Below are 24,495 nucleotides of genomic sequence, written 5' to 3'. Positions count from 1 at the left end.
AAGTAACAAAGTGAACTCGATGGTTGACATGAAATACCATGAAGTTCATATTAAATACTCATCAGTTCATTTTTGACACCGGCCAGTTCGTTACACCTCGTCCAAGGAGTTCCCCATGAATGTTCTGACGCGACGTCTCGCTCTGCTCGTCCTGACCACGGCCACGCTGACTGCCTGCGGCGGCGGCGACGACCCTCATCCGGTCAATATCGTTGAAACAGCCCAAGCCGATGCCCGCTTCAGCATCCTGGTCGAAGCCGTCACCGCTGCGGACCTCGGCGCGACGCTGTCCGCACCGGGGCCGCTGACGGTCTTCGCGCCAACCGACACCGCCTTCGCTGCACTGCTGACCGAGCTGGGCGTCACCAAGGCGCAGCTGTTGGCCGACAAGGCCCTGCTGCGCACGGTGCTGAGCTACCACGTGCTGAGCTCGAAGGTGGAGAAAGCCGCCGTACCGCTGGGCCGGGCGGTGACCACGGCGCAGGGCGGCATCTTCAAGATCGACGCGGTGGCCAGCGATCTGGTCATCACCGATGGCCGCAACCGCACGGCAAAGATCCTGCAGGCCGATGTGCAGGCCAGCAACGGCGTGATCCACGCAATCGACAAGGTGCTACTGCCCGCCAACCGCAGCATCGTCGACACCGCCGTGGCCAACCCGGACTTCAGCATCCTTGTCGAGGCGGTGACGGCCGCCGACCTGGTGGGCACGCTCAACAGCAGCGGTCCGTTCACCGTGTTCGCGCCGACCAATGCCGCCTTCGCCGCGCTGCTGAACGAGCTGGGCGTCACCAAGGCTCAACTGCTGGCCAACAAGGCCTTGCTGACCAAGGTGCTGACCTACCACGTGCTGCCCAGCCGGGTGCTGAAGGCCGAAGTCCCACTGAACACGGCGATCGCGACGGTGCAGGGCGACAGCCTGAGCATCGACGCCGGCCTGAGCATCACCGACCAGCGGGCCCGCAAGTCGAGCATCGTGGCCACCGACGTGCTGGCCAGCAACGGCGTGATCCACGTCATCGACAAGGTCATCCTGCCCCGGCCCTGATTTTGTCAGCCCGGCGGTGTGAAAAGCCGCCGGGCTTTTTCGACCTCGGCGCGGATGACGCAAGCGGGCGCATGGTCGTTCAGCAGACCCATCGCCTGCATGAAGGCATACATCGTCGTCGGGCCGACGAACTTCCAGCCGCGCTTCTTCAGGTCCCTGGACAGGGCGCGAGACGCCTCGGTCTCGGTCGCATGGGCCGGCGCGTCCAGTGCCTGCGGCTCGAAGGACCAGATATAGCGGGCCAGCGAGCCCTGTTCGGCGACCAGCTCGACGCAGCGCTGCGCGTTGTTGATGACGGCCTCGATCTTGCCGCGGTGGCGCACGATGCCGGCGTCCTGCAGCAGGCGCTCGACATCGCGCTCGCCGAAGCGCGCGACCTGCTTGAAATCGAAGCCGGCAAAACCGGCGCGGAAGGCCTCGCGCTTGTTGAGGATGGTGCGCCAGGACAGGCCGGACTGGAAACCCTCCAGGCTCAGCTTCTCGAACAGGCGCCGATCGTCGGCGACCGGGAAACCCCATTCCAGATCGTGATAGCGCAGATAGCCCTCGTCGCCGGCCGCGGCGGCGCACCAGCGGCAGCGCGGCCGGCCGTCGGCGGGCAGGTAATGCAGGTCCTCGCTCATCGCCGGCCTCCTTCCTTCGTTCTTGTTCTAGCGGTTGTACTTGTCGGCAATCGCCTTCAGCGTGCCGTCGCGCTCCAGCGCCTGCAGCGCCTGGGTCAGCCGCTGCTCGGCATCGGCCGGCAGCTGGCGGCCGACGGTCGCGTACTGCAGGTCCTCGAGAAAGACGGTCGGCGACAGCCGCAGCTTGTCGCCAAGCCCCGACTCGCGCAGATTGCGCAGCAGGTTGACGTCCTGGCCGTAGACGGCATCGGTGCGGCCCAGCAGCAGCATCTGCAGCGCCTCGCGCTCCGAGGGCGCCTCGGCCGTGACGACGCCGGCGCGCGCCAGCCCCTGCTGCAGCACGGTGCCCTGGCTCACCAGCACCGGCTTCTTCAAGCCCGAGGCGATCAGGTCGGCCGTGCTGCGCAGCACCTGGGCATCGTCGATGCGCTGCACGACCATATGCCGGACCCGGTACAGCGGCACCGGCAGATAGCGCCATTGCTGGGCGCGCTCGGGCGTCTTCAGCAGGCAGAAGAACACATCGAGATCACCCTGGGCCAGCATGCGCTCGATGCGGCGCAGCGGCGCGCGCCGCTCGAGGCCGACGAAGCGCAGGCCCGGGTCGACGCGCTCGACCGCACGCAGGATCTCCATGCAGATGCCTGGCAGCGCCGCCTCGCCGGGCGCGGCGTACTTGCCGATCGAGCCGCTCTGCTGCGCCGTCTGCAATTGCAGCGGCGGCTGCGGCGGCGCGGCCGGCACCGGCGACGCGAAAAGCGCCAGCCACAGCGCGGCACCGAACGCGGCGCCGAAGCGCTGCCCGGCCCGGATCAGAAAGTCGCTAGCGGCATGCATGGGCGGAGCATAGCGGCAGCGCGCCGCCTCGCCGCGCGACGCGGCCTAGAATCGGCCGCATGGCGCACCCGCAATTCCGCTGCAGCGTAGTCGTGCAGACCCTGGCCGAGCAGACGCAGGCCGAGCAAGGCCTCTATGCCTTCAGCTACACGATCACGATCGAGAACACCGGCGACATCGGCGCCCAGCTGGTCGGCCGGCATTGGCAGATCGTCGATGCCCAGGGCCGCGAGCAGCGCGTCGACGGCCTGGCCGTCGTCGGCCACCAGCCGCTGCTGGCGCCGGGCCAGAAGTTCCAGTACAGCTCCTGGGCGCAGATCGCCACGCCGCAGGGCAGCATGCGCGGCCGCTTCCTGTGCGTGACCGAGGCGGCCGAGGTGTTCTACGCCGAGGTGCCCGAATTCCTGCTGGCCGACAGCAGCTCCTTGCATTGAGTCTGCTGGGCAAAGGCCTGCAGGCCCAGGCCTGGGACCTGACGGCGCTGCTCAACGCCGCCGACCCGAAGGCGGCGCTGCCGGCGCGCAATCTGTGGCTGGCGCGGCTGCTCGAATGGCTGCGCCATGCGCCCGCGCGCGGCGCCGCCGGCGAGGAGCCGCGCGCCGATGCGGCGCCGATGCCGGTGCGGCGCCTGCGCCATCTGCTCAATGTGCTGGAGCGCCATCCCGAGCATGCGCAGGCCTTCGCCGAGGTCTGGGCCGGCATCTGGCGCGATGTCAGCGCGGTCGGCCTGTTTTCCGACGTCGGCTTCGCGCCGCGCATGGCCTTGTGGAGCGAATTCCTGCTGCGCCTGCGCCTGCGCCTGCTGCCGGGCACCGTCGACAGCAGCGATCTGGGCGAGCTGTTCGGCCCGCTGTTCCCGGACGAGGCCGACGAGCAATGGCTGGCCGCGATCGACGACGAGTTGCTCGAACGGCTGGCGGCACTGTTCGCGCGCGCCGGCTCGGGCGAGGCACCGTCCTGGCGCGAGCCGATGCTGGACGGCCTGGTGGTGCTGGTCAGCGCCGTCCATGCCGCCGGCCTGTCCTCGCCGCTGCGCCTGCGCATGAGTCCCGAGCTGATCGCCGACCGGCCCTTCACCCAGCTGCCGCATGCGCTGGAACAGCTGATCGAGGCGCTGCCTCAGCAGCCGGCTCAGGGCGACTCGCCGGCGCTGCGCCAGCATCTGCACTATCTGCGCGCGCTGCTGGAGCGCTGCCGCCAGGCCGTCAACAGCGTGCCCGAGCATCTGGAGGCCTATGGCGTCTCGGTGGACATCATGTTCGAGGTCGAGCAGATGCTGGCGCGCACCCAGCGCATCGAGGCCCTGCTCGACTGCCTGGTCTCCGACCAGCCCAAGCGCGAGCTGCTGCGGCTGACGGCCAGCCTGGTCGGCGTGGTGCACGAGCGGCGCAGCATCCGCACGCTGTTCGCGCGCCATTACTCGCTGATGGCGCGCAAGGTGGCCGAGCGCAGCGCCGAGACCGGCGAGCACTACATCACCCGCGACCGCGCCGAGTACGGCGACATGCTCAGGCGCGCGGCCGGCGGCGGCGCGATGATCGCGCTGACGACGCTGATCAAGTTCGCGCTGCTGGCGCTGGGGCTCTCCGCCTTCTGGTCCGGTTTCTGGGCCGGCGTCAACTATGCGATCAGCTTCGTGCTGATCCATCTGGCGCATTGGACGGTGGCGACCAAGCAGCCGGCGATGACGGCGCCGGCGATCGCACACAAGCTGCAGGACATCGGCACGCCCGAGGGCCTGGAGGGCTTCGTCGACGAGGTCGCCAATCTGCTGCGCTCCCAGTTCGCCGGCATCGTCGGCAATATCGCGCTGGTGATCCCGCTGGTGCTGCTGGTGCAGCTGCTGACGCGGGCGCTGTTCGGCGCGCCGGTGATCGGGCCGAAGGAGGCCGAGTACGTGCTGCATTCGCTGCAGCTGTTCGGGCCCTCGCTGCTGTTCGCCGCCTTCACCGGCGTGCTGCTGTTCATCAGCAGCCTGATCGCCGGCTGGGTCGAGAACTGGTTCGTGTTCTACCGGCTGGACAGCGCGATCGCCTGGAACCCGCATCTGATCGCCCGGCTCGGCGCCGCGCGCGCGCAGCGCTGGGCGTATTGGTGGCGCGCCAATATCTCCGGCCTGGCGGCCAATATCAGCCTGGGCATGATGCTGGGCATGGTGCCGGCGCTGCTCGGCTTCCTGGCCATCCCGCTCGATGTGCGCCATGTGACCCTGTCCAGCGGTCAGCTGAGCGCCGCCGTCGGCGCACTGGGCTGGCAGATCTTCGCCAGCCCGGCGTTCTGGTGGTGCGTGCCGACCATCGCGCTGATCGGCGTGCTGAATCTGACCGTCAGCTTCTTCTGCGCCTTCAAGGTCGCGCTGCGCTCGCGCGGCATCCAGTTGGCCGACCGCGCCCGCGTCAGCGCGGCGATCTGGCGCCGGCTGCGCGAGCGGCCGCGCAGCTTCTTCCTGCCGCCGCGGGCGGCGAGTCAGGACTGAGCGCCGCCGCCCTTGTCATCCTCATCCTTCGCTTCGTCCTCGCCCGGGCGCTCGCCGCCCTTGCGGCCCGAAAACATGGTCCACCAGACGATGAACAGCAGCAGCCCCAGCGCGGCCAAGGCCTCCAGCAGAATCACACCCATCGCCTCGATCTCCAAATGCACGGCGGCGGCGATTCTAGGCGTGCTGGCCGCCTGCTCGACCGCGCCGCCGCCGCAAGCGCCGTCCACGCCCAAGGTGAGCGCGCCGGCCGCCGAGCCGGCCCGCCCGCGCGAACAGCAGCAACGCGAACGCGCGCGCTGGATCGCCGTCGACTGGAGCGAGTTGCCCGGCTGGGGCGAGGACCGCGCGGCCGAGCTGTGGCCCGCGCTGCGCGCCGGCTGCGCACGCCCGGCGCCGGGCTGGGCGGAACTGTGCGCGAAGGCGCTGCTGATGAGCGGCCCGGCCGACGACCAGGAGGCGCTGCTGTGGCTGATGCAGCATCTGAGGCCCTGGCGCATCGAAAGCCTGGACGGCGAGGCGCAGGGCCTGCTGACCGGCTATTTCGAGCCCGAGCTGATCGCGCGCCGCCAGCCGCAGGCCGGCTTCCAGGTGCCGGTGCTGGCCGCCCCGCCCGATCTGAACCAGCGCCGGCCTTACTACACGCGCCGCCAGATCGACAGCGAGCCGCTGAAGAGCCGCATGAGGGCGCTGGTCTATATCGAGGACCCTATCGATCTGCAGGTGCTGCAGCTGCAGGGTTCGGGCCGGGTGCGCGTCGACGACGAGGACGGCGGCCGGCCGCGCTGGCTGCGCATGGCCTTCGCCGGCCACAACGAGCAGCCGCTGCAGCCGCTGGGGCCGGCGCTGGCCGCGATGGGCGAATGGAAGGACGGTCCGGCGGCGCCGCGCGCCGCGGTGCGCGATTGGGCGCGGCGCAATCCGGCCCGGCTCAACGAGCTGCTGTGGAGCAATCCGCGCTATGTGTTCTTCCGCGAGGAGCCGCTGTCCGACCTCGGCATGGGCCCGCGCGGCGCCCAGGGGGTGCCGCTGACGCCGGGCCGCTCGATCGCGGTCGACAAGGCCAGCATTCCCTACGGCACGCCGGTCTGGCTGGATGCCGGCGCGCCGCTGCGCCGGCTGGCGATGGCGCAGGACAGCGGCAGCGCCATTGTCGGCGCGGTGCGCGCCGACTTCTTCTGGGGCTGGGGCGCCGAGGCCGAGGCGCAGGCGCTGCGCACCAAGCAGCCGCTGCGGCTGTGGGCGCTGTGGCCAAGGCCCTGAGCGCTATTCGACGACCTGCACGCCCTTCCAGAACGCGTAGCGGCCCTTGATCTCGGCCGCGGCCTCGCTGGGTTCCGCATAGAACCAGACCGCGTCCGGATTGATCTCGCCGTTGACGAACAGGCTCAGGTACTGGGCCTGGCCTTTCCAGCTGCTGCTGCGCTGGTTGCTGAAGGTGGTGTACTCGCGCTTCAGCGACTCGGGCGGGAAATAGTGCTCGCCGTCGACGGTGACGATGTCCTCGCTGTCGGCGATCACCACGCCGTTCCAGATTGCCTTCATGCCGCTGCTCTTTCTTTCTCGATCTCCTGCGATCGGGCGACTATAGCCAGCGGTGACAATCGCGGCCGTGAAACGCTATTACAGCCATCTCGGCAAGGACATCTTCGTCACCGCGGGCAGCGCCCGCGAGCTGGCGCCCGGCAGCTTCGGCATCTGCGCGATCGGCGGCGGCGCCGAGGGCTGGTCCGTCGTCCACATCGGCCCGGGCGGCGACGTGGCCGATCTGGGCGGCGAGTATTTCTTCGCCACGCCCGAGGAGGCGCTGGACTTCCTGCGCGAGCTGATCGAGCTGATGCAGCAGCAGGCCTAGCGTGACCCGGGGCATGGCAAACCCGTGGCCGCGGCGGGGGCCTTGGCGCGCTATGCTCCGCTCATCTTGAAGCCGATCAAAGCGACGCATTTGCCCTTAGCGCTGCTGCTGGCCCTGGCCGGAGCCCCCGGCGCCGGCCGCGCCGCCGAGGCGCCGCGGGTGGACAGCATCACCTGGCTGTCGGCCGATCCGCCGGCCGCCGCCGACGAGCGCCCCAGCGGCGGACTGGCCGACCGGTTGGTCGGTTTCGTCGCCAACCAATGGCCGGCGCCGCGGCATCAGATCGTGCAGGCGAATCCCAAGCGCAGCTGGCAGAAGCTGCTGGACGGCGAGCCGGTCTGCCTGGTCTCGGTCGTGCGCACCCCCGAGCGCGAGAAACAGGCCTATTTCACCAACACGCAGATCGGCCCGCCGCTGCAGCTGATCGTGCGCCGCGAGAAGCTGGCCGCGCTGCCGCGCAATGCCGCCGGCGAGGTGCTGCTGGCGCGACTGCTGGCCGACGAGCGGCTGCGCGGCGCGCTGGTCGAGGGCCGCAGCTATGGCAGCCATATCGACGCGCAGCTGGCGCAGCGGCCGGCGCAGAACCGCTCGATCAGCTTCTACGCGGCCAATGATTTCGGCAGCAAGATGCTGCCCATGCTGGACATCGGCCGCGCCGACTACACGATCGAATATGCGATCTCGCTGAACGCCGGCCGCGCCCAGCCGCATCCGCAGTTCGAGGAGCTGGCCGCCGTGCCCATCCAGGGCGCCGAGCCGATGCAGGCGGGCGTCGCCTGCCCGCGCACGCCCTGGGGCCTGGAAGCCATCCGGGGCATCGACCGCGTGCTGGGCACGCCCGCCGGCGCGCAGATGCTGCGCGAGCTGAACGAGCGCTGGGCCTCGGGCGGCGATCCGCGCCAGCACCTAGGGGCGCGCGCCGACGCCTTCTACAAGGAACGCGCCAAGCCCTCGCAGATCCGCTGACAGCCTGGCAGCCTTCAGCGCGCTCCCAGCAGCGACGCGCCGACTGCCTCGGCCACCTCGATGCCATCGACGCCGGCCGACATGATGCCGCCTGCATAGCCGGCGCCCTCGCCGGCCGGGTACAGGCCCTTGACGTTGAGGCTCTGGTAGTCGCGGCCACGGGTGATGCGCAGGGGCGAGGAGGTGCGGGTCTCGACCCCGGTCAGCACCGCATCGGCCATCGAGAAGCCCCTGATCTGGCGCTCGAAGGCCGGCAGCGCCTCGCGGATCGCGTCCAGCGCATAGCCCGGCAGGCTGCCCTTGCCCTTTTGCTGCAGATCGGTCAGGGTGACGCCGGGCTTGTAGCTGGGCTCGACCTTGCCCAGCAGCTTGCTGCGCTGGCGCTTGATGAAGTCGCCGACCAGGGCGCCGGGCGCCCGGTAGTCGCCCTCGCCGAGCTCGTAGGCGCGCGATTCCCAGATGCGCTGGAAGGCCATGCCATCGAGCGGATTGACCGGGCTGCCGTCGCGCTTGCCGTCCTGGCGGTAGTCCTCGGGCGAGATGCCGACGACGATGCCGGCATTGGCATTGCGCTCGTTGCGCGAGTACTGGCTCATGCCGTTGGTGACGACGCGCTGCGGCTCGCTGGTCGCCGCGACGACGGTGCCGCCCGGGCACATGCAGAAGCTGTAGACCGAGCGGCCGTTCTTCGCGTGGTGCACCAGCTTGTAGTCGGCCGCGCCGAGAATGGGATTGCCGGCATTCGGGCCGAAGCGGGCCTGGTCGATGACCGACTGCGGATGCTCGATGCGGTAGCCGATCGAGAAGGGCTTGGCCTCCATGAAGACGCCGCGCTCGTGCAGCATGCCGAAGGTGTCGCGCGCGCTGTGGCCCAGGGCCAGCACCACATGGTCGGTGGCGATCTGCGCGCCGGACTCCAGGCCGACGCCGCGCACATGCCGGCCGCCGGGGCCGTCATCGATCAGCAGGTCGGACACCTTCTGCTGGAAGCGGATCTCGCCGCCCAGCGCCTCGATCTCGGCGCGCATCTTGATCACCATCGACACCAGCCGGAAGGTGCCGATATGCGGCTTGCTCACATAGAGGATCTCTTCCGGCGCGCCGGCCTTGACGAACTCGGTCAGCACCTTGCGCGTCAGATGGCGGGGGTCGGAGATCTGGCTCCACAGCTTGCCGTCCGAAAAGGTGCCGGCGCCGCCCTCGCCGAACTGCACGTTCGACTCGGGGTTCAGCTCGCTCTGCCGCCACAGGCCCCAGGTGTCCTTGGTGCGCTCGCGCACTTGTTTGCCACGCTCCAGCACGATGGGCCGCAGCCCCATCTGGGCCAGGATCAGCGCGGCGAAGATGCCGCAGGGGCCGAAGCCGATGACGACCGGGCGCCTATCCTCCGGCCAGCCGCCAGCCGGCGCCTGGCCGACGAATTTGTAGCCGGTGTCCGGCGTCGGCTTGATATGCGGATCGCCGGCGAAGCGCTGCAGCAGCGCGGCCTCGTCCTCGGCGGCCAGCTCGCAGTCGATCGTGTAGATCAAGAGGATGGCCGCCTTCTTGCGGGCGTCATAGCTGCGCTTGAAGACGGTGAAGGCGCGCAGCTGCGCGTCGGCGATGCCCAGACGGGCAACGATGGCCGGACGCAGTGCGTCCTCGGCATGGTCCAGCGGCAGGCGGAGTTCGGTGATGCGGATCATGGTGATTGATCAATGCATGCGTTGGAAATGGAACAGGCCCCGCCGCGAGGCTTGGGGCCTGTGATCAGAGCAAACGGTGGGTGATCTCGCTCATCCCACCGCCGGCTTCAACCGCTGTGCGGACGCTTGCCCGGGTTCTTCTTGCTGCGGGTGTGCGAGCCGCGCTCCAGGCTGCTCTTCTGGCCGCGGCCGTGGGTGAACGACAGGCCGGCGGGACGCGGCGTGGCGCGGCGGTCGGCTTCGGTTTTGATCTTGTTGCCCATGATGGCTCCGGTACAGATAAGGGGATGCGAACAGACCGCCGGGCGGCCCGAAAGCGGGATTTTAGCCGCGAATGCCGTCGGCAGCCTGGGCGGCCCAGCGCCCCAGCATCAGGCGGGCACCGGCCACATTGGTCGCGCAGGGCACATCATGGACGTCGCAGGCGCGCACCAGCGCATTGATATCGGGCTCATGCGGCTGCGGTGTCATCGGGTCGCGCAGAAAGATCACCGCATCGACCTCGCCGACGGCCAGCCGCGCGCCGATCTGCAGATCGCCGCCCAGCGGACCGCTGAGCAGGCATTCGACCTGCAGGCCCAGCTCGGCAACCAGACGGCCGCCGGTCGTGCCGGTGGCCATCAGGCTCGCGGTCCTCAGAAAGGGCAGGAACTCGGCGGCCAGGGCCACCATCGCGTCCTTCTTGTGGTCGTGGGCGATCAGCGCAAGCTTCATGGCGCGATCTTAGTAGCGCCTCGCGCCGTGCGAGTTTCTAGGGGGTTACGGCCGCGCGGCCTTAACCGGTGCGGCGCGGCCGGCTACTCACGGCCAGCCGTCGTATTCCGCGCCGGCCCAGCTTGGAGCGAACAAGACCATGAACGACAAGCCCTTTGCAAGAAAGACCCTGGCGGGCGCCGCCGCCCTGTGCGCGCTGGCGCTCGCCGCGCCGGCCGCCCAGGCGCTGGGCGTGACCGATGCGAGCAATGACTTCATTGCCAGCTTCACCGGCCCGCATGCTGGCGATCTGGACGTGCTCGGCAGCTTCGTGACCTACAACCCGATGACCGACAAGTTCGTCTTCGCCGGCACGATGAACGGCGATATCGGCACGACGCCGGGCTCCTTCTATGTCTGGGGCATCAACCGCGGCGCCGGCACGGCCGGCTTTGCCAGCATCGGCGTCGGCGGCGTGCTGTTCGACGCGATCGTGCGCCTGAACGGCGACGGCTCCGGCGTCGTCAGCGGCGGCGTCACCTTGCCGGCCGGCACGGCCAAGGTGGTCGGCTCGACCATCATTGCCGAGATCGACGGCGCGCTGCTGCCCAGCACCGGCTTTGCCAAGGGCATGTACACCTGGAATCTGTGGCCGCGCGCGGCCGGCATCGCCGGCACGGCGGCGATCTCGGACTTTGCGCCGGACAACGCCAATCTGCCGGTTGCCGCGCTGAGCCCGGTGCCGGAGCCGGCCAGCCTCGGCCTGTTCCTCCTGGGCCTGGGCGGCCTGAGCCTGCGGCTCAGCAAGCGCCGCGCCGGCGACTGAAGCAGCCGGCGCCTCAGCGCGCCGCGGCGCTGGCCGCTCCCAGCGCCGCCAGCGCCGCGGCCGCCGCCTGGTGCTGCGGCACCGGCAGCTGCTGGGTCGCCGTGGCCGGCCCGACCTGCGAGCCCTGGGCGCTGCCCAGCGCGGCGAAGTCCCGCCCCTTGTCGTAGACGAAGCGGGTCAGCGCGGTGACCTCCGCGTCGGACAGGTCGCGGCCGACCAGCAGCACCGCCGTCGTCGCGACGGTGCGCACATCGTCGGCCTGGTTCGCATAGCTGCCGCGCGCGATCGTGCTGGCGAACAGGCCGCTGCCCGGCGTGACCAGGCTGGCGACCGCCGGCGCCGACAGCGGCAGCAGGCGCAGCGGCGTCTCCGCCACCGCATCGCGGATGCTGTCGGCCGGCACGCCGATCACCTGGACCACCGCCGCGACCTCCTGGCGGCGCAGCGCCGTCAGCGCGTCGCCGAGTGGGATCTCGACCGCCTGGTAATCCTTGGGGCCGAGCTGATGCGCCTGCAGCACGCGCAGCGCCGCGGTGCGCGAGGCCGAGCCGGGCACGCCGATCGCGATGCGCTTGCCGCGCAGATCGGCCACCGTCAGCACCCGCTGGTCGGCGCGCACCAGCACATGGACGGGTTCCGGATAGAGGCTGCCGATCGCGCGCAGCGTGTTGTCGGGCCCGCCGTCCTGGAAGGGCTCGCGGCCCTCGTAGGCGGCCAGCGCCGTGTCGCCCTGCACCAGCGCCAGCGGCGCCTTGCCGGCCTGCAGCATGCGCAGGTTCTCCTCGCCGCCGCGCGTCACCAGCGGCACCATGCGCAGGCTGGAGCGCGCCGACAGCGCCTGGGCGAAGCGCAGGTACTGGCCGTGCTCGGGCCCGGCGGCAATCGCGTAGCCGTCGCTGGCGCGTGCCAGCCGCGCGCGGATCGCCGCATGGGCCGCCGCCAGTTCCTCCTCGATCATTGCCCGCTGCACCGGATTGGCGTCCTTGGGCATCGACTCGATCACCTTCTGCATCGACTGCAGCAGCGCGGCGGCGCGATTCTGCGGCTCGCCGCCGGCATAGGCCGGCGCGGCGGCCGGCGCGTAGCCGGCCGGCGCCACCGGCGTCCAGCCGCCCTCGCCTTTCTCGTACAGCGCGGTCGCATGGACGCGGATCGCGTCGCCGGCCTTGTTGCCGCCGCTGGTGATGCCGCTGATGCCCTTGGGTCCGGTGCCGAAGGCAGACACCAGGCCGGCGACGCCGGGCGAATCCCAGGCGCCGAAATTGAAGTCGCGCGCCAGCTTCAGGTCGACGTCGTAATAGACGATGCGGCGCGTGTGGCCCTCGGGCGCCTTGGTGTCCGACTGCGAGCCGCGGCGGTGCAGCGCCTCGATCTTGACCGTCTCGGCCGGCAGCGCCGCCGCCAGCCGCGCCTGCACGTCGCGGCCCAGCGATTCGGCGTCGGGCGCGCGGCCGCAGGCGGCCAGCAGCAGCGAGGCGGCCAGCAGCAGGCCGCAGCGATGAATCGGGATGCGCTTCATCGTCTCAACCTCCCATGAACGGCAGACCCAGCATCAGGGTCAGCACGACGGCATTCATCAGGTCGATGAAGAAGGCCCCGGCCAGCGGCACGATCAGATAGGCCTGCGGCGCCGGCCCATAGCGCGCGGTGATGGTCTGCATGCCGGCCATCGCGGTCGCGGTCGAGCCCATATTGAAGCCTATCATGCCGGCCGAGGCGACGGCGGCCTCGTAGTCGCCGCCCATGAAGCGGAAGCAGACGAAGATGGTGTAGAGGATGATGAAGACGATCTGCGCGGCCAGCATCACCATGAAGGGGCCGGCCGACAGCAGCACCTGGACCAGGTCCAGCGCCATCATCGTCATCACCAGGAACAGCGACAGGCAGACCGAGGACACCAGGTCCGAGGCGCGGTCGTCGAAGCGGATGCGCGCCAGCGGCAGCACATTGCGGATCGCGACGCCCAGCATCATGCACCACAGAAAGCTCGGGATCGTGATCGTGCTACCGGAGAAGCGCGCGGCCAGCCACTGACCCGCCGTCACCGCGGCCAGGATGCCGGCCAGCGTGCCGATCACGCCGATCTTGCCGATCGCCGGCTCGTGCTCGGTCAGCGCCGCCTCGTCGACGGCCGCCACCTCGCCCTCCTGGCGCAGCTTGTGGCGCTTGATCAGGTATTGCGCGACCGGACCGACGATGATGCCGCCGGCGATCAAGCCCATGGTGGCGACCGTCATCGACAGCTCCATCACCGCCTGCAGATTGTTGACCTCGGCGAAGCGCTCGGCATAGGCGGCGCCGGTGCCATGGCCGCCGACCAGGGTGATGGAGCCGCCGACCAGGCCGAAGATCGGATGCTGGTCCAGCGCCATCGCCACCGCGATGCCGACGCCGTTCTGCACCAGGATGTAGGGAAACAGGATGGCCAGGAACATCACCAGCGCCTTGCCGCCCCGCTTCAGCTCGCGCAGATCGGCGCACATGCCGACGCCGGAGAAGAACATCAGCAGCAGGGTCGACTTGATCGTCTGCGTGAACTCGATGCGGAAACCGGTCGCGGCCAGCAGCAGCGCGGCAATGATGGCGAACAGCAGCCCGCCGGTGATCGGGTCGGGGATGTTGTAGCGCGCCAGCAGCGCGACCTTGCGGTTCAGCAAGGCGCCGATCAGCAACACCAGCAAGGCCGCGAACAGCGACCCGAGCGGATCCAGACTCATCCGACGCTCCTCTTCTGCGCGGCAGGGACCGAAGGCAAGACCCGGCACGCGAGCGCCGGACCGGGGACGAGTTTGACACGAACGCCGGCCCGCGACCAGAGGCGCGGGCTCCGTGCGAACAGTACGTCAGCGGGCCGCGTCGCGGCGAAAGCCCCGCGAGGCCGCCATCAGCTCGCGCGTGTAGTCCTGCCCGACCCGCGCCGCGGCCAGGTCGGCGGCGGCCAGGGTCTCGACCTCGCGGCCCTGGCGCATCACCATCAGCCGTTCGCAGAGATGGGTGACGACGGCCAGGTCGTGGCTGACCATCAGAAAGCTCAAGGCCCGCTGGCGGCGCAGCGACTCGAGCAGGTTCAGCACCTCGGCCTGCACCGAGGCATCGAGCGCCGAGGTCGGCTCGTCGAGCAGCAGGATCTCGGGCTCGAGGATCAGCGCGCGCGCGATCGCGACGCGCTGGCGCTGGCCGCCGGACAGCTGGTGCGGATAGCGGAAGCGAAAGCCCGCGCCCAGACCCACGGCGTCCAGCGTCGCCGCGATGCGCTGCTCGGGCCGGTCCAACCCGTGGATGGCCAGCGGTTCGGCCAGCATGCGATCGACCGTCTGGCGCGGATGCAGCGAGCCGTAGGGGTCCTGGAACACCATCTGCACGCGGCGGCGGAAGGCCTTGCTGCCCGGCTCGGGCAACTCGCCCTCGCCGCGGAGCCGGATCATGCCGGCGGAGCGCGCTGTTGCGGGAACGAGCCCGCAGATCGCGCGCAACACGGTGGACTTGCCCGAGCCCGATTCGCCGACCAAGCCGAAGCTCTCGCCCGGCGCCAGGCTCAGGCTCAGCGCGTGGACGGCGGTGAAGTCGCCGAAGCGGACCTGCAGATCGCGCACCTCCAGGCCCAGACTCATGCCTTCCACTCCTCGCGGCGCTGCAGGGTCGGCAGCGGGTGGCGCGCCTCGCCCAGCCGCGGCAGGCAGTTCAAGAGCCCCTGGGTGTAGGGATGCTGCGCCTCGTGCAGCCGGGCCGCGGCGATCTCCTCGACCACCTTGCCGGCGTACATGACCAGGATGCGGTCGCAGAAGCTGGCCACCAGGCGCAGATCGTGCGAGATGAAGATCAGGCCCATGCCTCTGCTGCGCACCAGGCGGTCGAGGATGGCCAGCAGCTGCAGCTGCACGGTCACGTCCAGCGCCGAGGTCGGCTCGTCGGCGATCAGCAGCTCGGGCTCCGCGATCAGCATCATTGCCACCATCACCCGCTGGCCCATGCCGCCGGAGACCTCGTGCGGATAGAGGCGCGCGACGCGCTCGGGGTCGGCGATCGCCACATCGGCCAGCGCCCGCAGCACGCGGGCCCGCGCCTCGGCCGCCGGCACGCGCTGGTGCGCGCGCAAGGTCTCGGCGATCTGCTCGCCGATGCGCAGCACCGGGTTCAGCGAGTACTTGGGATCCTGCAGCACCATCGCGATATGGCGGCCGCGCAGCCGGCGGCGCTCGGCCGGCGCACAGCGCAGCAGATCGGTGCTGCCGAAACTCAAGCGCTCGGCGGTCACCAGCGCCTGCGGCGCCGACAGGCCCAGGATCGCGCGGCCGGTCTGTGACTTGCCGGAGCCCGACTCGCCGACGATGGCCAGGCGCTCGCGGCCCAGCGTGAAGGAAACGCCGCGCACCGCCTCGATCAGGCCGCCGTCGCGCGCCGGGAAGCTGACGCGCAGGTTCTGGACTTCCAGCAATGGCGCCGCACTCATGCGCTGCTCTTCGGATCGAGCGCATCGCGCAGCCCGTCGCCGAGCAGATTGAAGGCCAGGCTGACGATGAAGATGGCAAGACCCGGCCCCGCGGCCACCCACCACTGGTCCAGCACATAGGCGCGTCCGGCGGCGATCATCGCGCCCCATTCGGGTGTCGGCGGTTGCGCGCCCAGGCCCAGGAAGCCCAGGCCGGCGGCCGTCAGGATGATGCCGGCCATGTCCAGGGTCACGCGCACGATCACCGAGGGCAGGCACAGCGGCATGATGTGGCGCAGCACGATGCGCAGCGGCGAGGCGCCGATCAGCTGCACGGCGGCGATGTAGTCGGCCTGGCGAATCGTGAGCGTCTCGGCGCGGGCGATGCGCGCATAGGGCGGCCAGGAGGTCAGCGCGATCGCCAGCACCGCGTTCTCGATGCCGGGGCCCAGGGCCGCCACGAAGGCCAGCGCCAGGATCAGGCGCGGGAAGGCCAGGAAGATGTCGGTGATGCGCATCAGCGCCGCATCGACCCAGCCGCCCAGATAGCCCGACAGCGTGCCGACCGCCAGGCCGATCGGCGCGGCCAGCAAGGCGACCAGGGTCACGACGAAGAGCGTGATGCGCGAGCCATGCAGGATGCGCGAGAGGATGTCGCGGCCCTGGTCGTCGGTGCCCAGCCAGTGCGCGCCCGAGGGCGGCAGCAGCCGCGTCCTCAGCAGATCGCCGACATCGGGCGCATGCGGTGCGATCCAGGGCGCCAGCGCGGCGATCAGCACCAGGCCCAGCACGATGGCCAGGCCCAGCAGCGCGAGGCGGTTGCGGGCGAAGTTCAGCCAGCCCGCATAGGCGCGGCCCAGCGCCGCCTGCCGGCGCGAGGCCGGTCGCTCGCTCATCAGCCATTCGTGCAGCGAAGGGGAGGAAGAAGAACTCATCGGGCGTCTAGCGGGTTCTGGGATCGAGCAGGCGGTAGAGCAGATCGGACAGCAGGTTCAGCGCGATGAAGATGGAGCCGACGACCAGGGTGCCGCCCAGCACCGCGTTCATATCGGCGTTCTGCAGCGAATTGGTGATGTACTGGCCCAGGCCGGGCCAGGCGAACACGGTCTCGGTCAGGACCGAGCCCTCGAGCAGACCGGCATAGCTGAGCGCGATCACCGTCACCAGCGGCACGGCCGCATTGCGCAAGGCATGGCGCCAAACGATGCGCGCCTCCGACAGGCCCTTGGCGCGAGCCGCGACCACGTACTCCTGGCCCAGCTCCTTCAACATGAAGCTGCGCGTCATGCGGCTGATATAGGCGAGCGAAAAATAGCCGAGCAGCAGGCCCGGCAGGGCCAGGTGCGCCAGCGCGCTTCGAAAGGCTTCCCATTCACCGGCCATCGCCGTGTCGATCAGCAGGATGCCGCTCACAGGCGTCACGCTGTACTCGAAGGCGATGTCGATGCGCCCGGGCCCGCCCACCCAGCCGAGCTTGGCGTAGAACAGCACCAGACCCATCAGGCCCAGCCAGAAGATCGGCACCGAGTAGCCGACCAGGCCCATCACCCGCAGCAGTTGGTCGACCAAGCGGCCGCGCCGCACGGCGGCCCAGACGCCCAGCGGCACGCCCAGGCCGGCGCCGATGACGATGCCGACCGTCGCCAGCTCCAGGGTCGCCGGGAAGACGCGCGCAATATCCTGCGCCACCGGATTCGAGCTCAGCAGCGAGTTGCCGAAATCGCCGCGCAAGACCTTGCGGACATAGACGCCGAACTGCGTGAGCAGCGGCTGGTCCAGGCCCAGCTCCGTGCGCACCTGGGTCATCTGCTCCTCGCTGGCGCGATCGCCGACGATGGCCAGCACCGGATCGACCGGCACCACGCGGCCGATGAAGAAGGTGACGGCCAGCAGGCCCAGATAGGTCAGCGCGACGCTGAGCAGGAATCTCGCGAACGACTTCAACGCTTCGTCACCGTGAACACATAGGTCGAGTCCGAGGTCGGCCCGAGCTTGAAGCCCTCGACATTGCCGCGCACGGCCGCCACCTGGGTCTGCTGGAACAGCATCACGAAGGGGCTGGTCTTGCGGAACTCGGCCTGGATGTCCTGGTACTGCCTGACGCGCTTGGCCGTGTCGCGCTCGAGCACGGCGGCGTCGCTCTTCTTCGTCAGCTCGGGAATGGCCCAGCTATTGCGCCAGGACAGCGGCTTCAGTTTCGCCTCGTCGCCGTTGTCGGGGTTGCGCGCGAAGGTGTCGGCATTGGTGTGCGGATCCCAGTAGTCGGCGCCCCATTCGCCGATATAGATGTCGTGCTTGCGCGCGCGGTACTTGGTCAGCACCTGCTTGCCATCGCCGGGGATGATCTCGATCTCGATGCCGGCGCGCTTGGCCGTCTGCTGCACGGCTTCGGCAATGCCCTGCACCGGCTGTAGCGTGCGCACGTCCATCGTGACCTTGAAGCCCTTGGGCAGGCCGGCCTTGGTCAGCAGGGCCTGGGCCTTGGCCACGTCGAGCTTGTAGGGCTTGTCGCTGCTGGCGCCGAGCAGGCCCTGCGGCAGGAAGTTCTGGTGGACGACGCCGATGTCCTTGATCAGCGTGGCGCCGATCGCGTCGTAGTCGACCAGCCATTTGAAGGCCTCGCGCACCTCGGGCTTGGAGAGAAGCGCGTTCTTCTGGTTCAGGCTGATGTAGTAGACGGTGCCCTTGGCCGTCGACGTCAGCTTGACCTCCTTGTTGGCGCCGACCGCCGCCAGGTCCTGCGGCGCCAGATTGCGCGCGATGTCGACATCGCCCTTCTCCAGCAGCAGGCGCTGCGTCGCCGCCTCCTTCACATGGCGGTAGATCGCGCGCGCCAGCGCCGGCTTGGCACCGTGGTAGTTGTCGTTGCGATCGAGCACCAGGATCTCGTTGGCGCGCCACTCGCGCAGCTTGAAGGGGCCCGAGCCGGCATGGTTGAGCCTCAGCCAGCTGTTGCCCATGTCATTGCCCTGGGCCTTGGCGCTGAGCAGCTTCTTGTCGACCACCGAGGCCACATTGGCCGTCAGGCAGTTCAGGACGAAGCTGGGCGCATAGGCCTTGTCGGTCGTGATCGTCAAACTCAGCGGGCCGGTCTGCTTGACCATCTCGGCCACATTGGCCGCCGTCCAGCCGAACTGCGTCAGGATGAAGGCCGGCGTCTTGTTCAGCAGCACCGCGCGCTGCAGCGACCAGACGGCATCCTCCGCCGTCAGCGGATTGCCGGACGCGAACTTCAGGCCCGGCTGCAGCTCGAAGCTGAAGCTGCGGCCGTCGGCCGAGACGGTCCAGCCCTTGGCCAGCGCGCCGCTCAGCTTGCTCGGATCGGCGACGTCGAACTTGACCAGGCGCTCATAGGTATTGCCGAGGATCTCGCCGCCCGAGATCTCGAAGGACTCGGCCGGGTCCATCGTGATGATGTCGTCAAAGGCAAAGGCCTGGACCAGCGTGTCCTTGGGCGTGGCGGCCTGCAGCTGCGGCGCCAGGGCGGCCGCCAGCAGGGCGGCGACGGCGAGCAAGGGGGTGCGGCGAGTGATGTTCATCGAGCGGGCCTTTCGGAATTCGCCCGCATTGTGTCAGCTTGATCCGGCCGCCCGGATCGCTCCTCGCGCGACCAGCTCCGGCCCGGCGCCGGCGCGCCGGACCTCGCAGACCTCCAGCAGCGGCGCCAGCGCCATCTTCTGCAGCGCGGCGCGCGCGGCCGCCTCGTAGCCGGGCAGTTCCAGCGCGCCGCCGCCGAGCAGCAGTCGCTGTGGATTGAAGAGATTGACGACACCGGCCAGGGCCAGGCCCAGCGCCTCGCCGCCGGCGGCGATCGCGGCCAGCGCGCGCGCGTCGCCGCGCTGCGCGAGATCGGCCAGCTGCGCGCCGTCCAGGCCCAGGCTGGCGGCGATGTGGCGGCCGCCGGCCAGTTCGTCCAGCCGCATCAGCTCGCCGCCGCGGCGCTGCGGGAAAAAGCCCAGCTCGCCGGCCCAGCCGCTGGCGCCGCGCAGCGGCCGGCCGTCGACGCGGAAGGCCGCGCCGATCGCCGTGCCGGCCATCACCAGGGCCACCGTCGCATCGGCCGGCAGGTCCTGCGCCTCCTCGACCAGGGCCGCCTCGGCGTCATTCAGCACCGCGATCGGGCAGCCCAGCTCGGTGCCAAACTCCTCCTTCGGCGACCAGCCATTCAGGCCCGGCAGCACGTTCGAGACCAGCACCCGGCCCTGGCGGTCGACCAGGCCCGGGATCGCGATGCCCAGCGCGCTGGGCCGCAGCGCCCAGTCGGCCAGCTGGCGGCGGATCGCGCCGGCGATGCCGGCGGCCGTCGCGGCCGGGCCGGTCGGCAGGCGTGCGCTGCGCTCGCCGGCCACGATCAGCAGCTTGGTGCCGCCAATATCGACGCCGACGCCGCTCATCGCGCGGCGGCCGCCAGCGCTTTGTTGCCGACGCCCAGATTCATCGCATTGAGCAGGTCGCCGTTGTCCTGGCTCAGCTCCCAGGCAAAGATGCCGGCCAGGCCGTGCTTCAGCACGTAACGGCCCTTGGCCAGCACCGCGCGCGGATCGTCGTAGCCGATATAGGCGCGGCTCTGCGCATTCCAAAGGCTCCAGGCCTGGGTCTTGGCGTCGAACACCGCCTTGAAGCCCTTGATGCCGCTGCCCTTGGGGCCCAGCGCCTCGGCGGCGATCTCGCGGTAGCGCAGCGTGCCCTCGCCGCCGGCCGGATAGGGCCCGCTCTTGGCCGCGCCGGTCACCGGCTTGGCGACGCCGGCAAATCCGCGCCCATACATGGCGACGCCGGCCACCAGCTTGGCCGCCGGCACGCCGGCCTCCAGCATATTGCGCACCGAGCGGTCGAGGCTGTCATCGGCGTCGGCGCTGCTGGAGAACAGCATCGTGTGGTTGCCGGCCGCCTCGGACCAGGCGCCGTAGAAGTCGTAGCTCATCATGAAGACCAGATCCAGCGCCGGCCCGGCCTGGCGGAAGTTGACCCGCTTGACGATGGTGCTGGTGGTGTTGACGGCCGTCGTCACCAGGTAGCGGCGGCCCGTCTCGGTCCCCATGGCGTCGACCGCCTGGCGCAGATCGTCGATCAGATCGGCATAGCCCTGGCCGTCGGCAGGCGCGCCCAGCTGCACGCCATTGGCCGCACCATTGCCGCCCGGATGCTCCCAGTCGATGTCGATGCCGTCGAAGCCCGGATGCGCGCGCAGAAAGGCGACGACCGAGGCGGTGAAGACGGCGCGGCGCGCCGGGTCATTGGCCAGGTGGAAGAAGGGATCGGAGCCACCCCAGCCGCCGACCGAGGCAAGCACCCTGATATGCGGCGCGCGTTTTTTAAGACGCTGGAAGGCGGCATCGAACTCGGCTTCCCTGGGGCCGACGCCGAGCTGGAAGTCCTGCTTGCCGGCGCAGTTCGCGGCATCCTTCTCCAGCTGGCCGGGGCCGCAGATGCGCAGGAAAGCGTAGAGGATGTGGCTCAGGCTGCCGCTCCGGATGCCATCGACCAGGGCCACCGGTTCCCAATTCGGCACATAGGCGCCGACGACACGGGCCTCGGGTGCGCGCTCGAAGTCCAGCGGCTGGGCGGCGAACAGGCCCGGCCGAGGCGACTGGGCCAGCGCGCCGCCGGCGATCAGGGCACCGGCAAGGGCGGCGGAAACAAAGGCGGCAAAACGACGGCGCATGGACGTGAGGGCTCCCCGTGGAATGGGCAGCAGCCTAACACCAATCAATTACCAATCACATACCAATTCAAGGTGCGACGCTGATGCGCAGTTGCAGCTCGCGCTGGGCAGCGGCCTGCGCGTCGCGGCTGCTGATGACGCCCGGCTCGGGCCGCTGCGGGGCCGGCCCGCTGCGCGCGACCGCCACCCATTGCTGCAGCGGCGCCTGGACCGTGCCGTAGATCTCGGCTTGGCCGCCGGCCGCCGGCGTGCTGGCGCGGAACTCGACCCGCACCGGTTCGCGGCCGCCCGGCCATTGCGGGGTGACGCTGAAGCCGCGCAGGCTCTCGACCAGGGTCGTGCGCGGCGCCGCGTAGACGGTGGCGGCGCCGGCCTGCCGGCCCGCATCGCCACGACCGGGACCGCCGCCGCTGCCGCCCACGGCCGATAGCTCGACGCCATAGTCCAGCCATTGCACCGGCCACTGCTCGCGCAGGCTGACGCCGGCCTGCCGACCGTTGAGGACGATCAGGCGCTGCACGGCCGACTCGCCGCCGCCCGCGTCCAGGCTGGCCGTGCCGAGACTCAAGCCTCCGCGCGCGCCGCCCTGAGCCGCAGCATCGACGGCCACCCAGCGCAGTTCGACCAGCAGATTGCGCGCCGGTCCGGCCGCCTGCGCCGCTGCGGCCGCCAGCAGCGCGAGCGCGATAAGCATTCGTTTCATGGGGGCAAGCATACGCCGCGGCGCGCGCCGCCCTAGCATCGCTGCGCGGGCCATGGCGGTCCGCTGGAGCACCCGATGGCCAAGCTGATCGCGCTGTACAAGAAGCCCGCCAACCCGGCGGCCTTCGACGACTACTACTTCACCCGCCACATCCCGCTGGCCAAGAAGATCCGGCAGCTACGCGGCTACGAGGTCAACGCCACACCGCTGGCGACGCCGGCCGGCCCGTCCGAGACCTACCATCTGGCGGCCATCCTGAGCTTCGATTCGATGGCCGATCTGCAGGCGGCGTTGGGCTCGCCCGAGGGCGCGGCAACGGCCGCCGATCTGGGCAACTTCGCCAGCGGCGGGGTCGAGCTGCTGTTCTTCGACACCAAGGAGGTCTGAGCCGGCCGCTACGATGCGGCCATGGACGACGCGCAGCGCTATTTCTACGAACCGCGGCTGGGCCATGGCCTGCCGCACGATCCCTTCAATGCCATCGTCGGCCCGCGGCCGATCGGCTGGATCGCCACGCGCGGCGCCGATGGCGTGCTGAACCTGGCGCCCTACAGCTTCTTCAACGCCTTCAACTACACGCCGCCCCTCATCGGCTTCGCCAGCATCGGCCGGAAGGACACGGTGCGCAATATCGAGGCGACCGGCGAGTTCGTCTGGAATCTGGCGACGCGCGGCCTGGCCGAGTCGATGAACGCCAGCTGCGCCGCGGTGCCGCCCGAGGTCGACGAGTTCGCGCTGGCCGGCCTGGCGACGGCGCCTTCGCGCCTCGTCGGCGTGCCGCGCGTGGCGGCCAGCCCGGTCGCCTTCGAGTGCCGGCTCAGCCAGATCATCCGCCTGCAAAGCGCCGCCGGCGAGCCGGTCGATACCTGGCTGACCCTGGGCGAGGTGGTCGGCGTCCATATCGCGCCGGCGCTGCTGGTCGACGGCATCTACGACACGGCAGCCGCCCAGCCCATCCTGCGCGGCGGCGGGCCGGCCGACTATTTCGAGCTGGGCCCTGGATTCAAGATGCGCCGGCCGGCCTGAACAGGCCGGACAGCTTGTCGACGGCGGGCTTGATCGCGCCGTCCAGCACCGGGCCCAGATAGTCGGCCAGCTGCTCGGCCGCGGCCTCGCCGGCCTTGGACGCGAGCTTGCCGCCCAGGGTCTTCAGCCCGCCGGCAAGCAGGCCGCGCAGCGAGCTGTCCGGCGCACCGGCCTTGACCAGCGCGCGGCGCAGTTTTTCCTGCTCATCGGCCGTCAGGCAGGACGCGACCAGCGCCGCCAGCGCCTCGGCGCGCAGCAGCACCAGGCTGCTCGAGAAGCTGCCGTCGCTGGCGTGGCCCAGCACCTGCAGGCGCGCGCGCAGATGATCGGACAGCAGCGGGTTCTCGACCTCCAGCGCGAACAGCTCGCCGTTCTTCTGCAGGAGCGGATGACGCAGCAGCTGCTTCATCCGTTCGTCGAGTTCGGGCGCGCTGTGGCGGCGCAGCTCGCGCGCATAGATCAGATTGCGCGCCTTGGGCTTGGTGACGCGCAGCTTGCTGATCAGCTCGTAGATGCCCGGATCGGCCTCGACCGCGCCCACGCGCTGCAGCGCCTCCAGCATCGCCAGCTCCAGCTCGGCCTTGGGCAGGGCGCCGAAGACCGGGTTCAGGTACTGCTTCAGCAGCTGGCCCAGCACCGCGCGCACCTGCGCCTCGGGCGCGGCGGCGATCAGCTTGTCGAGTTCGTCTCCGACCATCAGGCGCTCCTCGTCTTCCACAGCGGCCACAGCAGGTTCAGCGCCAGCCCGCTCAGCACCAGCGCCGCCGCGACCAGCTTCCAGGCCGGCAGCGGCTCGCCCAGCAGCAGGGCCGCGCTGCCGATGCCGAACACCGGCACCAGCAGGGCCATCGGCACGATCGTAGCGGCCGGATGGCGGGCCAGCAGCCAGCCCCAGACGCCGTAGCCGAACAAGGTATTGCCGAGCGCCTGCCACAGCACGGCGGCCCAGGCGGCCGCGTCGGCGCGCTGCAGGCCGGCCAGCATCTGGACTGGCCCCTCGACGACCAGCGACAGCGCCAGCAGCGGCGGCGCCGCGAACAGGCTGGTCCAGACCATATAGGCCAGCATATTGACCCGCCCGGCGCTTTTTCCCACGATATTGCCGCAGGCCCACGAGAAGGCCGCCGTCAGCACCATGGCCAGGCCCAGCACGGTCGTGCTGCCGTCGGTATGGATGGCGATCGTGCCTATGCCCAGTGCCGCCAGGCCCAGCGCCAGCCATTGATAGCCGCGCACCTTCTCCTGCGCGACCCGCATGGCCAGCAGCAGGGTGAAGAAGACCTGGGTCTGGATCACCAGCGAGGCCAAGCCGGGCGAGATCTGGCTGCGCATCGCCAGATACAGCAGACCGAACTGGCCGACGCCGACCAGCAGCCCATAGGCGGCCAGACTGCGCCAGGGCACGGCCGGCCGCGGCAGGAAGAACACCGCCGGCAGCACCGCGAGCGTGAAGCGCAGGGTCGCGAAGAGCAGCGGCGGCAGCTGGGCCAGCGCCACCTTGATGACGACGAAGTTGCTGCCCCAGATGGCGACTACGGCCAGCGCGAGCAGGACATGGCGTGGCGGCAGGCTGGCGTGGCCGCTCATGGCGCGGCCTTCGCGGGCGACGGCGTGGGGACGAAGAGTCGGTCGGGCATCGGCGGCAAGCGGTGAAGAAGCGGAA

General features: G+C 70.1%; 28 protein-coding genes. 9 read left to right on the top strand and 19 right to left on the bottom strand.

The window, feature by feature from the left end; all coding sequences use genetic code 11:
- Positions 1 to 115: 115 nt before the first annotated feature.
- On the top strand, positions 116 to 1,048 hold the full coding sequence (locus QWJ38_RS05290; RefSeq protein WP_290357991.1) for a fasciclin domain-containing protein: 933 nt from the start codon (positions 116 to 118) through the stop codon (positions 1,046 to 1,048).
- 5 nt (positions 1,049 to 1,053) lie between these two features.
- Here QWJ38_RS05290 and QWJ38_RS05285 read toward each other — a convergent pair whose 3' ends face one another.
- Together QWJ38_RS05285 and QWJ38_RS05280 are read right to left on the bottom strand one after the other, a co-directional pair.
- Positions 1,054 to 1,671: a DNA-3-methyladenine glycosylase I gene (locus QWJ38_RS05285; RefSeq protein WP_290357990.1), complete on the bottom strand. Its 618-nt coding sequence runs from the start codon at positions 1,669 to 1,671 to the stop codon at positions 1,054 to 1,056.
- A 27-nt stretch (positions 1,672 to 1,698) separates the two neighbouring features.
- Entirely contained in the window at positions 1,699 to 2,508 is an 810-nt protein-coding gene (locus QWJ38_RS05280; protein ID WP_290357989.1) for a substrate-binding periplasmic protein, read from the bottom strand.
- A 59-nt stretch (positions 2,509 to 2,567) separates the two neighbouring features.
- On the opposite strand from QWJ38_RS05280, the gene apaG reads away from it, so the two are divergent.
- Both apaG and QWJ38_RS05270 read left to right on the top strand, forming a co-directional pair.
- The gene (gene apaG, locus QWJ38_RS05275) at positions 2,568 to 2,942 is read left to right on the top strand and encodes a Co2+/Mg2+ efflux protein ApaG (protein WP_290357988.1); all 375 of its coding nucleotides are present in this window, start codon (positions 2,568 to 2,570) and stop codon (positions 2,940 to 2,942) included.
- Entirely contained in the window at positions 2,939 to 4,984 is a 2,046-nt protein-coding gene (locus QWJ38_RS05270) for a site-specific recombinase (RefSeq protein ID WP_290357987.1), read from the top strand. Before apaG ends, QWJ38_RS05270 begins: the two co-directional genes overlap by 4 nt.
- Here QWJ38_RS05270 and QWJ38_RS23965 read toward each other — a convergent pair.
- Positions 4,975 to 5,220, bottom strand: coding sequence for a hypothetical protein (locus tag QWJ38_RS23965; protein ID WP_341850476.1), 246 nt, complete (start codon positions 5,218 to 5,220; stop codon positions 4,975 to 4,977). The two genes, QWJ38_RS05270 and QWJ38_RS23965, sit on opposite strands and share 10 nt — an antisense overlap.
- A 1-nt stretch (position 5,221) precedes the next feature.
- Here QWJ38_RS23965 and mltA point away from each other — a divergent pair, with 1 nt between their 5' ends.
- Entirely contained in the window at positions 5,222 to 6,247 is a 1,026-nt protein-coding gene (gene mltA / locus QWJ38_RS05265; protein WP_341850475.1) for a murein transglycosylase A, read from the top strand.
- 3 nt (positions 6,248 to 6,250) lie between these two features.
- On the opposite strand, the gene QWJ38_RS05260 is transcribed toward mltA, so the two are convergent.
- Entirely contained in the window at positions 6,251 to 6,562 is a 312-nt protein-coding gene (locus QWJ38_RS05260) for a DUF427 domain-containing protein (protein WP_491572019.1), read from the bottom strand.
- Positions 6,563 to 6,596: 34 nt separating this feature from the next.
- On the opposite strand from QWJ38_RS05260, the gene QWJ38_RS05255 reads away from it, so the two are divergent.
- Positions 6,597 to 6,839, top strand: a complete 243-nt coding sequence (locus QWJ38_RS05255; protein WP_290357984.1) for a hypothetical protein — start codon at positions 6,597 to 6,599, stop codon at positions 6,837 to 6,839.
- 66 nt (positions 6,840 to 6,905) lie between these two features.
- Positions 6,906 to 7,805 (top strand): TIGR02285 family protein, encoded by a 900-nt coding sequence (locus tag QWJ38_RS05250; protein ID WP_290357983.1) that lies wholly within the window; start codon positions 6,906 to 6,908, stop codon positions 7,803 to 7,805.
- A gap of 14 nt (positions 7,806 to 7,819) precedes the next feature.
- Here QWJ38_RS05250 and QWJ38_RS05245 read toward each other — a convergent pair whose 3' ends face one another.
- The 3 genes from QWJ38_RS05245 to QWJ38_RS05235 all read right to left on the bottom strand — a co-directional run bounded on the left by QWJ38_RS05245 (position 7,820) and on the right by QWJ38_RS05235 (position 10,204).
- Positions 7,820 to 9,490 carry an NAD(P)/FAD-dependent oxidoreductase gene (locus QWJ38_RS05245; protein ID WP_290357982.1) on the bottom strand — a complete coding sequence of 557 codons (1,671 nt, stop codon included), beginning with the start codon at positions 9,488 to 9,490 and terminating at the stop codon, positions 7,820 to 7,822.
- 107 nt (positions 9,491 to 9,597) lie between these two features.
- Positions 9,598 to 9,753: a hypothetical protein gene (locus tag QWJ38_RS05240; RefSeq protein WP_290357981.1), complete on the bottom strand. Its 156-nt coding sequence runs from the start codon at positions 9,751 to 9,753 to the stop codon at positions 9,598 to 9,600.
- A 61-nt stretch (positions 9,754 to 9,814) separates the two neighbouring features.
- Positions 9,815 to 10,204 (bottom strand): methylglyoxal synthase, encoded by a 390-nt coding sequence (locus QWJ38_RS05235; protein WP_290357980.1) that lies wholly within the window; start codon positions 10,202 to 10,204, stop codon positions 9,815 to 9,817.
- Between the two features lie 139 nt (positions 10,205 to 10,343).
- Between QWJ38_RS05235 and QWJ38_RS05230 the strand changes: the two genes are divergently transcribed.
- The gene (locus QWJ38_RS05230; RefSeq protein ID WP_290357979.1) at positions 10,344 to 11,009 is read left to right on the top strand and encodes a PEP-CTERM sorting domain-containing protein; all 666 of its coding nucleotides are present in this window, start codon (positions 10,344 to 10,346) and stop codon (positions 11,007 to 11,009) included.
- A 13-nt stretch (positions 11,010 to 11,022) separates the two neighbouring features.
- Here QWJ38_RS05230 and QWJ38_RS05225 read toward each other — a convergent pair whose 3' ends face one another.
- From QWJ38_RS05225 to QWJ38_RS05180, 10 genes are all read right to left on the bottom strand, one after another.
- Positions 11,023 to 12,528 (bottom strand): TAXI family TRAP transporter solute-binding subunit, encoded by a 1,506-nt coding sequence (locus QWJ38_RS05225; protein WP_290357978.1) that lies wholly within the window; start codon positions 12,526 to 12,528, stop codon positions 11,023 to 11,025.
- A 4-nt stretch (positions 12,529 to 12,532) separates the two neighbouring features.
- The gene (gene gltS / locus QWJ38_RS05220) at positions 12,533 to 13,726 is read right to left on the bottom strand and encodes a sodium/glutamate symporter (protein ID WP_290357977.1); all 1,194 of its coding nucleotides are present in this window, start codon (positions 13,724 to 13,726) and stop codon (positions 12,533 to 12,535) included.
- A gap of 126 nt (positions 13,727 to 13,852) precedes the next feature.
- The gene (locus QWJ38_RS05215) at positions 13,853 to 14,620 is read right to left on the bottom strand and encodes an ABC transporter ATP-binding protein (protein WP_290357976.1); all 768 of its coding nucleotides are present in this window, start codon (positions 14,618 to 14,620) and stop codon (positions 13,853 to 13,855) included.
- Entirely contained in the window at positions 14,617 to 15,459 is an 843-nt protein-coding gene (locus tag QWJ38_RS05210) for an ABC transporter ATP-binding protein (protein ID WP_290357975.1), read from the bottom strand. Before QWJ38_RS05210 ends, QWJ38_RS05215 begins: the two co-directional genes overlap by 4 nt.
- A complete protein-coding gene (gene nikC / locus QWJ38_RS05205; protein WP_290357974.1) occupies positions 15,456 to 16,373 on the bottom strand; it encodes a nickel transporter permease in 918 nt (305 codons plus the stop codon). The genes QWJ38_RS05210 and nikC overlap by 4 nt, the downstream gene beginning before the upstream one ends.
- 7 nt (positions 16,374 to 16,380) lie before the next feature.
- Positions 16,381 to 17,382 (bottom strand): ABC transporter permease, encoded by a 1,002-nt coding sequence (locus QWJ38_RS05200; RefSeq protein ID WP_290357973.1) that lies wholly within the window; start codon positions 17,380 to 17,382, stop codon positions 16,381 to 16,383.
- Positions 17,379 to 18,977, bottom strand: a complete 1,599-nt coding sequence (locus QWJ38_RS05195) for an ABC transporter substrate-binding protein (RefSeq protein WP_290357972.1) — start codon at positions 18,975 to 18,977, stop codon at positions 17,379 to 17,381. The genes QWJ38_RS05200 and QWJ38_RS05195 overlap by 4 nt, the downstream gene beginning before the upstream one ends.
- 33 nt (positions 18,978 to 19,010) lie before the next feature.
- Positions 19,011 to 19,832, bottom strand: a complete 822-nt coding sequence (locus QWJ38_RS05190; RefSeq protein ID WP_290357971.1) for an ROK family protein — start codon at positions 19,830 to 19,832, stop codon at positions 19,011 to 19,013.
- On the bottom strand, positions 19,829 to 21,103 hold the full coding sequence (locus QWJ38_RS05185; protein WP_290357970.1) for a glycoside hydrolase family 18 protein: 1,275 nt from the start codon (positions 21,101 to 21,103) through the stop codon (positions 19,829 to 19,831). Before QWJ38_RS05185 ends, QWJ38_RS05190 begins: the two co-directional genes overlap by 4 nt.
- 67 nt (positions 21,104 to 21,170) lie before the next feature.
- The gene (locus QWJ38_RS05180) at positions 21,171 to 21,806 is read right to left on the bottom strand and encodes a hypothetical protein (protein WP_290357969.1); all 636 of its coding nucleotides are present in this window, start codon (positions 21,804 to 21,806) and stop codon (positions 21,171 to 21,173) included.
- Between the two features lie 75 nt (positions 21,807 to 21,881).
- On the opposite strand from QWJ38_RS05180, the gene QWJ38_RS05175 reads away from it, so the two are divergent.
- Positions 21,882 to 22,193, top strand: coding sequence for an EthD family reductase (locus QWJ38_RS05175; RefSeq protein ID WP_290357968.1), 312 nt, complete (start codon positions 21,882 to 21,884; stop codon positions 22,191 to 22,193).
- 21 nt (positions 22,194 to 22,214) lie between these two features.
- The gene (locus tag QWJ38_RS05170; RefSeq protein WP_290357967.1) at positions 22,215 to 22,832 is read left to right on the top strand and encodes a flavin reductase family protein; all 618 of its coding nucleotides are present in this window, start codon (positions 22,215 to 22,217) and stop codon (positions 22,830 to 22,832) included.
- On the opposite strand, the gene QWJ38_RS05165 is transcribed toward QWJ38_RS05170, so the two are convergent.
- Together QWJ38_RS05165 and QWJ38_RS05160 are read right to left on the bottom strand one after the other, a co-directional pair.
- Positions 22,810 to 23,529 carry a hypothetical protein gene (locus QWJ38_RS05165; protein ID WP_290357966.1) on the bottom strand — a complete coding sequence of 240 codons (720 nt, stop codon included), beginning with the start codon at positions 23,527 to 23,529 and terminating at the stop codon, positions 22,810 to 22,812. The two genes, QWJ38_RS05170 and QWJ38_RS05165, sit on opposite strands and share 23 nt — an antisense overlap.
- Positions 23,529 to 24,401 carry an EamA family transporter gene (locus QWJ38_RS05160; RefSeq protein WP_290358064.1) on the bottom strand — a complete coding sequence of 291 codons (873 nt, stop codon included), beginning with the start codon at positions 24,399 to 24,401 and terminating at the stop codon, positions 23,529 to 23,531. The genes QWJ38_RS05165 and QWJ38_RS05160 overlap by 1 nt, the downstream gene beginning before the upstream one ends.
- Positions 24,402 to 24,495: the final 94 nt, after the last annotated feature.

Source organism: Roseateles violae, from assembly GCF_030410485.1.
Taxonomy (GTDB): Bacteria; Pseudomonadota; Gammaproteobacteria; order Burkholderiales; family Burkholderiaceae_C; genus Roseateles_D; species Roseateles_D violae.
The sequence above is the reverse complement of the archived record's forward strand: the minus strand, read 5'-3'. Positions and strand labels throughout refer to the sequence as shown.

Coding starts and splice junctions, on each gene's coding strand:
- nikC (WP_290357974.1), bottom strand. CDS start 16,373: ATGAGTTCTTCTTCCTCCCCTTCGCTGCACGAATGGCTGATGAGCGAG.
- QWJ38_RS05215 (WP_290357976.1), bottom strand. CDS start 14,620: ATGAGTCTGGGCCTGGAGGTGCGCGATCTGCAGGTCCGCTTCGGCGAC.
- apaG (WP_290357988.1), top strand. CDS start 2,568: ATGGCGCACCCGCAATTCCGCTGCAGCGTAGTCGTGCAGACCCTGGCC.
- QWJ38_RS05175 (WP_290357968.1), top strand. CDS start 21,882: ATGGCCAAGCTGATCGCGCTGTACAAGAAGCCCGCCAACCCGGCGGCC.
- QWJ38_RS05170 (WP_290357967.1), top strand. CDS start 22,215: ATGGACGACGCGCAGCGCTATTTCTACGAACCGCGGCTGGGCCATGGC.
- QWJ38_RS05230 (WP_290357979.1), top strand. CDS start 10,344: ATGAACGACAAGCCCTTTGCAAGAAAGACCCTGGCGGGCGCCGCCGCC.
- QWJ38_RS05280 (WP_290357989.1), bottom strand. CDS start 2,508: ATGCATGCCGCTAGCGACTTTCTGATCCGGGCCGGGCAGCGCTTCGGC.
- QWJ38_RS05225 (WP_290357978.1), bottom strand. CDS start 12,528: ATGAAGCGCATCCCGATTCATCGCTGCGGCCTGCTGCTGGCCGCCTCG.
- QWJ38_RS05185 (WP_290357970.1), bottom strand. CDS start 21,103: ATGCGCCGTCGTTTTGCCGCCTTTGTTTCCGCCGCCCTTGCCGGTGCC.
- QWJ38_RS05285 (WP_290357990.1), bottom strand. CDS start 1,671: ATGAGCGAGGACCTGCATTACCTGCCCGCCGACGGCCGGCCGCGCTGC.
- QWJ38_RS05190 (WP_290357971.1), bottom strand. CDS start 19,832: ATGAGCGGCGTCGGCGTCGATATTGGCGGCACCAAGCTGCTGATCGTG.
- QWJ38_RS05290 (WP_290357991.1), top strand. CDS start 116: ATGAATGTTCTGACGCGACGTCTCGCTCTGCTCGTCCTGACCACGGCC.
- QWJ38_RS05195 (WP_290357972.1), bottom strand. CDS start 18,977: ATGAACATCACTCGCCGCACCCCCTTGCTCGCCGTCGCCGCCCTGCTG.
- QWJ38_RS05180 (WP_290357969.1), bottom strand. CDS start 21,806: ATGAAACGAATGCTTATCGCGCTCGCGCTGCTGGCGGCCGCAGCGGCG.
- gltS (WP_290357977.1), bottom strand. CDS start 13,726: ATGAGTCTGGATCCGCTCGGGTCGCTGTTCGCGGCCTTGCTGGTGTTG.
- QWJ38_RS05245 (WP_290357982.1), bottom strand. CDS start 9,490: ATGATCCGCATCACCGAACTCCGCCTGCCGCTGGACCATGCCGAGGAC.
- QWJ38_RS05240 (WP_290357981.1), bottom strand. CDS start 9,753: ATGGGCAACAAGATCAAAACCGAAGCCGACCGCCGCGCCACGCCGCGT.
- QWJ38_RS05210 (WP_290357975.1), bottom strand. CDS start 15,459: ATGAGTGCGGCGCCATTGCTGGAAGTCCAGAACCTGCGCGTCAGCTTC.
- QWJ38_RS05235 (WP_290357980.1), bottom strand. CDS start 10,204: ATGAAGCTTGCGCTGATCGCCCACGACCACAAGAAGGACGCGATGGTG.
- QWJ38_RS05165 (WP_290357966.1), bottom strand. CDS start 23,529: ATGGTCGGAGACGAACTCGACAAGCTGATCGCCGCCGCGCCCGAGGCG.